This is a genomic window from Candidatus Vampirococcus lugosii (assembly GCF_018420025.1).
In the GTDB taxonomy this organism is placed as follows: domain Bacteria; phylum Patescibacteriota; class Gracilibacteria; order Absconditabacterales; family Absconditicoccaceae; genus Vampirococcus; species Vampirococcus lugosii.
In genome coordinates this window covers 1-7,530 of record NZ_JAEDAM010000078.1, presented here as the reverse complement: position 1 = coordinate 7,530, position 7,530 = coordinate 1, and the positions used below count along the sequence as shown (strand labels likewise).

Annotated in this window: 10 protein-coding genes; 6 read left to right on the top strand and 4 right to left on the bottom strand. The window is 25.9% G+C overall.

What is annotated here, in order from left to right; genetic code table 25:
• The coding region (locus tag VAMP_RS07250) for a helix-turn-helix domain-containing protein (protein ID WP_369127423.1) at positions 1 to 134 on the bottom strand (134 nt) is incomplete at its 3' end.
• A 227-nt stretch (positions 135 to 361) separates the two neighbouring features.
• On the opposite strand from VAMP_RS07250, the gene VAMP_RS04710 reads away from it, so the two are divergent.
• The 3 genes from VAMP_RS04710 (at position 362) to VAMP_RS04700 (ending at position 2,850) form a co-directional block, all read left to right on the top strand.
• A complete protein-coding gene (locus VAMP_RS04710) occupies positions 362 to 499 on the top strand; it encodes a hypothetical protein (protein WP_213349795.1) in 138 nt (45 codons plus the stop codon).
• Positions 500 to 579: 80 nt separating this feature from the next.
• Positions 580 to 1,962 carry a radical SAM/SPASM domain-containing protein gene (locus VAMP_RS04705; protein ID WP_213349794.1) on the top strand — a complete coding sequence of 461 codons (1,383 nt, stop codon included), beginning with the start codon at positions 580 to 582 and terminating at the stop codon, positions 1,960 to 1,962.
• 9 nt (positions 1,963 to 1,971) lie between these two features.
• A complete protein-coding gene (locus VAMP_RS04700) occupies positions 1,972 to 2,850 on the top strand; it encodes a hypothetical protein (RefSeq protein WP_213349793.1) in 879 nt (292 codons plus the stop codon).
• 129 nt (positions 2,851 to 2,979) lie between these two features.
• On the opposite strand, the gene VAMP_RS04695 is transcribed toward VAMP_RS04700, so the two are convergent.
• Both VAMP_RS04695 and VAMP_RS04690 read right to left on the bottom strand, forming a co-directional pair.
• Positions 2,980 to 3,687, bottom strand: a complete 708-nt coding sequence (locus tag VAMP_RS04695) for a hypothetical protein (protein WP_213349797.1) — start codon at positions 3,685 to 3,687, stop codon at positions 2,980 to 2,982.
• Positions 3,674 to 4,096, bottom strand: a complete 423-nt coding sequence (locus tag VAMP_RS04690) for a helix-turn-helix domain-containing protein (protein WP_213349796.1) — start codon at positions 4,094 to 4,096, stop codon at positions 3,674 to 3,676. The genes VAMP_RS04695 and VAMP_RS04690 overlap by 14 nt, the downstream gene beginning before the upstream one ends.
• Positions 4,097 to 4,323: 227 nt before the next feature.
• Between VAMP_RS04690 and VAMP_RS04685 the strand changes: the two genes are divergently transcribed.
• From VAMP_RS04685 to VAMP_RS04675, 3 genes are all read left to right on the top strand, one after another.
• On the top strand, positions 4,324 to 4,461 hold the full coding sequence (locus VAMP_RS04685) for a hypothetical protein (RefSeq protein ID WP_213349795.1): 138 nt from the start codon (positions 4,324 to 4,326) through the stop codon (positions 4,459 to 4,461).
• An 80-nt stretch (positions 4,462 to 4,541) separates the two neighbouring features.
• Positions 4,542 to 5,924: a radical SAM/SPASM domain-containing protein gene (locus VAMP_RS04680; RefSeq protein ID WP_213349794.1), complete on the top strand. Its 1,383-nt coding sequence runs from the start codon at positions 4,542 to 4,544 to the stop codon at positions 5,922 to 5,924.
• 9 nt (positions 5,925 to 5,933) lie between these two features.
• The gene (locus VAMP_RS04675) at positions 5,934 to 6,812 is read left to right on the top strand and encodes a hypothetical protein (RefSeq protein WP_213349793.1); all 879 of its coding nucleotides are present in this window, start codon (positions 5,934 to 5,936) and stop codon (positions 6,810 to 6,812) included.
• A 129-nt stretch (positions 6,813 to 6,941) separates the two neighbouring features.
• Here the strand turns inward: VAMP_RS04675 and VAMP_RS04670 are convergent.
• Positions 6,942 to 7,530: transposase family protein (locus VAMP_RS04670; protein WP_500681215.1), on the bottom strand; the 589-nt coding region annotated here is incomplete at its 5' end.

Below are 7,530 nucleotides of genomic sequence, written 5' to 3'. Positions count from 1 at the left end.
CCAGGAGGTCATTCATTGATAAGAGTAGATTTATATCTATAAACAGTTCTTTCAGAACAACTTAAAGCATCACAAACATCTTTGATGTTTATCTTATTATCGATAAGTTTTTGGATAATACGGACTTTGTTCATTTGTTTGTCAGTATAAAGTAAATTCATAATATTGTTTTTTAAAAAATAAAACAATATTATTATATTGACATTTCTATTTGTGCCTAGTACTGACAATTTAACTTTGCTGGCACAATAGAGCCAAAAAGTGTTGATTTTTGAAAAAAGATCTTTATAAGAATATTACAGTAGTTGCAATGGTTGTAATTATTGTAACATTAATTCTTTATAAAAAAAAGGAGGTATTTATGAGTCTGGATCTCGGTTTTGTTAGTTTGTTTGGTGATGGTGATGTTGTTGCAGAATCATGTGACAGTTGTGATTACTGTGATAATTGCGATTTGTGTGATGCATGTGATTGCGACAATACACCATGCGATTCATAAACTTCAACATCTCCAGTCAGAATGTCTGGCTGGAGATTTAAACACAATGCAGTATTTATCTAAATATATATTACATTAACATGAATAGATGTGATAATTGTAATGAAATATGTAGCAACTGAGAAAAATCAAATAAGGTAAATTCATTAAAATGAAACTTTGCTAGACAACTATCTGCACCATTAAGTATGCAGATAGAAGTAACTAGTAGTTGTAATGTTAGCTGTATACATTGCTACAATTCTTGGCAAATTACTGATAGAAATCATATTCATCTTGATATTGAAAAAGCAAAAATTATTATTGAGCAATTGAAAAAAGCATGAGTTTTCCATGTTTGAATAACTTGATGAGAACCACTAATCAAAAAAGATGTCGTTCTGTTCTTAATAGAACAACTTTCTGAACATTGAATCTCCTGCAGTTTAAACTCAAATGTTATGTTATTAACAAAAAAATTAGCACAAGAGCTAAAAAGTAAATGATTGAGGTCTATTTTAACATCATTAACTTCTTATGATTCAAAAGTTCATGATCAAATTACTTGAAAAGAATGAAATTTTAATAAAGTTATTTCTTGAATAAAAACGGCTTTAGATGAGGATATTAAAATTTGAGTTAATATGGTCCTAACAAAATTAAATATTGACCATGTTTATGAAACAGGTAATTTTTTGAAAGAACTATGAGTTAAAAGTTTTTTCGCTACAAAATGATCTTGGCCAGCAAACATACCAAACTTTATGGATTATGCTGTTGATAAGGATGATGTTATTTTGAGTCTTTCTGATTTAGTAAGACTAAAAAAAGAACAATGATTGTATGTAGACATATTAGAATGTTATCCTTTGTGTTTATTGTCAGAGATACCTGAGTTTGCAGAATTTTCTAGACATAAGTGTACTGCTTGAATAACATCCTCAATAATATGAGCAGACTGAGAAGTTAGACCATGTACTCATGCTGACATGTCTTATTGAAATATATTTCAAAAAAATTTAGATGAAATATGGCAAAATATGCAGGAATGGAGAAATTGAGATTTGATTCCAGAAACATGTGTGTCTTGTGAATATTTATCAAAATGTACATGATGATGTAGAATGGAAGCAAAGTGAACAACATGAGAAATAAATCAAATGGATCCTTATGCAAAACCAGTTAATAGAAAAAAAATACATCTATTGTTGGAACAAAATAAAATTAAGGTTACTTCTCTTCTTTGAGAAAAGTTAAGAGTATCACCTAATATTATTTTCAGAGAAGAAAATGATTGATATATTCTGTCTTTGTGATATGCTAATACTATGGTAACTAGAGATTCATGATATTTGTTAAAAAGATTGTTAAAAAAAGATTATTTTTCTTTATCTGAACTTTCTTCAGAGATCTGAATTGATGAAAAAAAATTAAATAAATTTTTATTTATGCTTTATAAAAAAAAGATAATTGAAATATTATAATAAATACTCATGCTAAATTTTAAAATAAAATGCGATGTAGAAAAAGATAAAATATCTTTCAAAAAATTTCTCTTTGAAAAAAAACATATCCACAAACGATGACATGTTCGTAAATCAATATTTTTTTGTTATTATAGTTTGGCTAATATAGAGAATATATCTCAAGCAGAATGAGAAAAATTAGTTGATAACTTTTTGGAACAAAAATATTTTGAATATAAATACAAGATAGATGATATAATTAAAAAATGGAAAAAATTGTTTAATTGAAACAAACAAAAAATCGTGGAGGGTTTTTGTAAAACTATGGACTACCAAATAAATAACGAGACTGTCCATATATATCCAAGTTTTTTACCAAGTTCTACATTTGGTAGTGATATTATAAAGTTTTCTATTGTAACTGAAGTATTCAAAAATCAAGAAAATAATTATTTAGACATATTTTTGCATGAATATTGTCATATTATACGAGAAAAACAAATTAAAAATGTTTATAGTAAAATATGAGAATTATCAGATGTTTGACATGATTATCTAAAAGAAATAATAGCACCCGTAATTGTTAGAGATAGTTTTTGGGATGGTATAAGACAATGAGAAAACATAAAATATGCAAATACTAGACAACAACTACTTAATATTTCAGTTGACTGAAAAAGTATCAATTTGGTAGATTGTTTTGAAAAAAATTATATAGATAGTAAAAGAGAGTGATTAAGTTTTGAGCAAATTTCAATAAATTTTGTTAAAATTTTTAATAAAATACAAAATCAAATAGAAGAAAAACATAAAATTTGGAGCCAAGTATGATTTAATTTAGCTAATAGAGCTGAATTAAAAAAAGTTTTAGAGAAAAATTGATATATGAAAGATATTATTTTGTAATGATTTGTCCAAAATAAACTTCTTCACTCCCAAAAATTTGACAAATTCACCCAAAATAAATCTTGTAACAGCAACTTTAAAATGTCAGTAAAAAAACAAAAATAGAAATGTCAGTAATAATATAAATAATTAATTAATAATATCAAATAATAATTCTACATTTCAAGAAAATATTTTAAGTTTCCCCAACATAGATGTAACAACATTTACTTGCTTTCAAGCAGGTAAATATTGTTTTTTATGTATTTGATATTTTGTATTCATGTAATTAACAGTTCAATCTCTTTTAATAATTCTTTTCTCTTTTTTAGCAAAGAACCATTCAAGATTTTCTTTTTCATATTTAGTGATAGGAACATGGAAGTTTCAAGACACTTTAGCTTCAACAGAGAACTTATTATTATGTTTAGGTATGTAGTAATCATATAAGAATTTATTAGCAGAAACAATGTTTTTAATTCAAGCAAGTCTCATCTCTTTTATAAGTCTGTCTTGATGTGTTTTAAATGAATTTTCAACTCTTCATTTTCATTCAGGACACTTAGAATAAATAACTTCAATTCATAATATATTACAAGCAACTTGTAATCTGCTAAGCATTTCTTTATCAAATTGATCTTTTGGATGATTGATTTTGTATGCAGAATGACGATCAAGATAAACAGCTACTGGTTTTCAATTAATATCTATGTATTCAGATATGAATTCATAGATATTAATAAGGGACTCTCAAGTAGTAAATTTAGCATGAGTAGTTTTTCAGGTAGCATCATCAACAGCATTTATGAGACAATATTCAGATCAATCTTCAAACCAATCATGATTAAGATCAATCAATTTGAATAAGTAATCAAAATGATTTACTTCTTTCTCTTTTTTTCCTTTTAACTACAGTCTTTTTTGGTTTTGGTAACCATAATCACAATCTAATCATTCTTTTTCTAAGAGATTCTTTATTGATATAGAATCAATAGATCTCAAGAAGCTTTTCAGATAAAAATGTGGGTCAAAATCAAATAAACTTATTTTGAGTTATTATTCTATCTAAGTCTTGATGTTTTGAGGAATATGGATTGTGATTGGAAACTTTTCATTTTAATCAATGAATGAATCCAGGAGGTCATTCATTGATAAGAGTAGATTTATATCTATAAACAGTTCTTTCAGAACAACTTAAAGCATCACAAACATCTTTGATGTTTATCTTATTATCGATAAGTTTTTGGATAATACGGACTTTGTTCATTTGTTTGTCAGTATAAAGTAAATTCATAATATTGTTTTTTAAAAAATAAAACAATATTATTATATTGACATTTCTATTTGTGCCTAGTACTGACAATTTAACTTTGCTGGCACAATAGAGCCAAAAAGTGTTGATTTTTGAAAAAAGATCTTTATAAGAATATTACAGTAGTTGCAATGGTTGTAATTATTGTAACATTAATTCTTTATAAAAAAAAGGAGGTATTTATGAGTCTGGATCTCGGTTTTGTTAGTTTGTTTGGTGATGGTGATGTTGTTGCAGAATCATGTGACAGTTGTGATTACTGTGATAATTGCGATTTGTGTGATGCATGTGATTGCGACAATACACCATGCGATTCATAAACTTCAACATCTCCAGTCAGAATGTCTGGCTGGAGATTTAAACACAATGCAGTATTTATCTAAATATATATTACATTAACATGAATAGATGTGATAATTGTAATGAAATATGTAGCAACTGAGAAAAATCAAATAAGGTAAATTCATTAAAATGAAACTTTGCTAGACAACTATCTGCACCATTAAGTATGCAGATAGAAGTAACTAGTAGTTGTAATGTTAGCTGTATACATTGCTACAATTCTTGGCAAATTACTGATAGAAATCATATTCATCTTGATATTGAAAAAGCAAAAATTATTATTGAGCAATTGAAAAAAGCATGAGTTTTCCATGTTTGAATAACTTGATGAGAACCACTAATCAAAAAAGATGTCGTTCTGTTCTTAATAGAACAACTTTCTGAACATTGAATCTCCTGCAGTTTAAACTCAAATGTTATGTTATTAACAAAAAAATTAGCACAAGAGCTAAAAAGTAAATGATTGAGGTCTATTTTAACATCATTAACTTCTTATGATTCAAAAGTTCATGATCAAATTACTTGAAAAGAATGAAATTTTAATAAAGTTATTTCTTGAATAAAAACGGCTTTAGATGAGGATATTAAAATTTGAGTTAATATGGTCCTAACAAAATTAAATATTGACCATGTTTATGAAACAGGTAATTTTTTGAAAGAACTATGAGTTAAAAGTTTTTTCGCTACAAAATGATCTTGGCCAGCAAACATACCAAACTTTATGGATTATGCTGTTGATAAGGATGATGTTATTTTGAGTCTTTCTGATTTAGTAAGACTAAAAAAAGAACAATGATTGTATGTAGACATATTAGAATGTTATCCTTTGTGTTTATTGTCAGAGATACCTGAGTTTGCAGAATTTTCTAGACATAAGTGTACTGCTTGAATAACATCCTCAATAATATGAGCAGACTGAGAAGTTAGACCATGTACTCATGCTGACATGTCTTATTGAAATATATTTCAAAAAAATTTAGATGAAATATGGCAAAATATGCAGGAATGGAGAAATTGAGATTTGATTCCAGAAACATGTGTGTCTTGTGAATATTTATCAAAATGTACATGATGATGTAGAATGGAAGCAAAGTGAACAACATGAGAAATAAATCAAATGGATCCTTATGCAAAACCAGTTAATAGAAAAAAAATACATCTATTGTTGGAACAAAATAAAATTAAGGTTACTTCTCTTCTTTGAGAAAAGTTAAGAGTATCACCTAATATTATTTTCAGAGAAGAAAATGATTGATATATTCTGTCTTTGTGATATGCTAATACTATGGTAACTAGAGATTCATGATATTTGTTAAAAAGATTGTTAAAAAAAGATTATTTTTCTTTATCTGAACTTTCTTCAGAGATCTGAATTGATGAAAAAAAATTAAATAAATTTTTATTTATGCTTTATAAAAAAAAGATAATTGAAATATTATAATAAATACTCATGCTAAATTTTAAAATAAAATGCGATGTAGAAAAAGATAAAATATCTTTCAAAAAATTTCTCTTTGAAAAAAAACATATCCACAAACGATGACATGTTCGTAAATCAATATTTTTTTGTTATTATAGTTTGGCTAATATAGAGAATATATCTCAAGCAGAATGAGAAAAATTAGTTGATAACTTTTTGGAACAAAAATATTTTGAATATAAATACAAGATAGATGATATAATTAAAAAATGGAAAAAATTGTTTAATTGAAACAAACAAAAAATCGTGGAGGGTTTTTGTAAAACTATGGACTACCAAATAAATAACGAGACTGTCCATATATATCCAAGTTTTTTACCAAGTTCTACATTTGGTAGTGATATTATAAAGTTTTCTATTGTAACTGAAGTATTCAAAAATCAAGAAAATAATTATTTAGACATATTTTTGCATGAATATTGTCATATTATACGAGAAAAACAAATTAAAAATGTTTATAGTAAAATATGAGAATTATCAGATGTTTGACATGATTATCTAAAAGAAATAATAGCACCCGTAATTGTTAGAGATAGTTTTTGGGATGGTATAAGACAATGAGAAAACATAAAATATGCAAATACTAGACAACAACTACTTAATATTTCAGTTGACTGAAAAAGTATCAATTTGGTAGATTGTTTTGAAAAAAATTATATAGATAGTAAAAGAGAGTGATTAAGTTTTGAGCAAATTTCAATAAATTTTGTTAAAATTTTTAATAAAATACAAAATCAAATAGAAGAAAAACATAAAATTTGGAGCCAAGTATGATTTAATTTAGCTAATAGAGCTGAATTAAAAAAAGTTTTAGAGAAAAATTGATATATGAAAGATATTATTTTGTAATGATTTGTCCAAAATAAACTTCTTCACTCCCAAAAATTTGACAAATTCACCCAAAATAAATCTTGTAACAGCAACTTTAAAATGTCAGTAAAAAAACAAAAATAGAAATGTCAGTAATAATATAAATAATTAATTAATAATATCAAATAATAATTCTACATTTCAAGAAAATATTTTAAGTTTCCCCAACATAGATGTAACAACATTTACTTGCTTTCAAGCAGGTAAATATTGTTTTTTATGTATTTGATATTTTGTATTCATGTAATTAACAGTTCAATCTCTTTTAATAATTCTTTTCTCTTTTTTAGCAAAGAACCATTCAAGATTTTCTTTTTCATATTTAGTGATAGGAACATGGAAGTTTCAAGACACTTTAGCTTCAACAGAGAACTTATTATTATGTTTAGGTATGTAGTAATCATATAAGAATTTATTAGCAGAAACAATGTTTTTAATTCAAGCAAGTCTCATCTCTTTTATAAGTCTGTCTTGATGTGTTTTAAATGAATTTTCAACTCTTCATTTTCATTCAGGACACTTAGAATAAATAACTTCAATTCATAATATATTACAAGCAACTTGTAATCTGCTAAGCATTTCTTTATCAAATTGATCTTTTGGATGATTGATTTTGTATGCAGAATGACGATCAAGATAAACAGCTACTGGTTTTCAATTAATATCTATGTATTCAGATATGAATTCATAGATATTA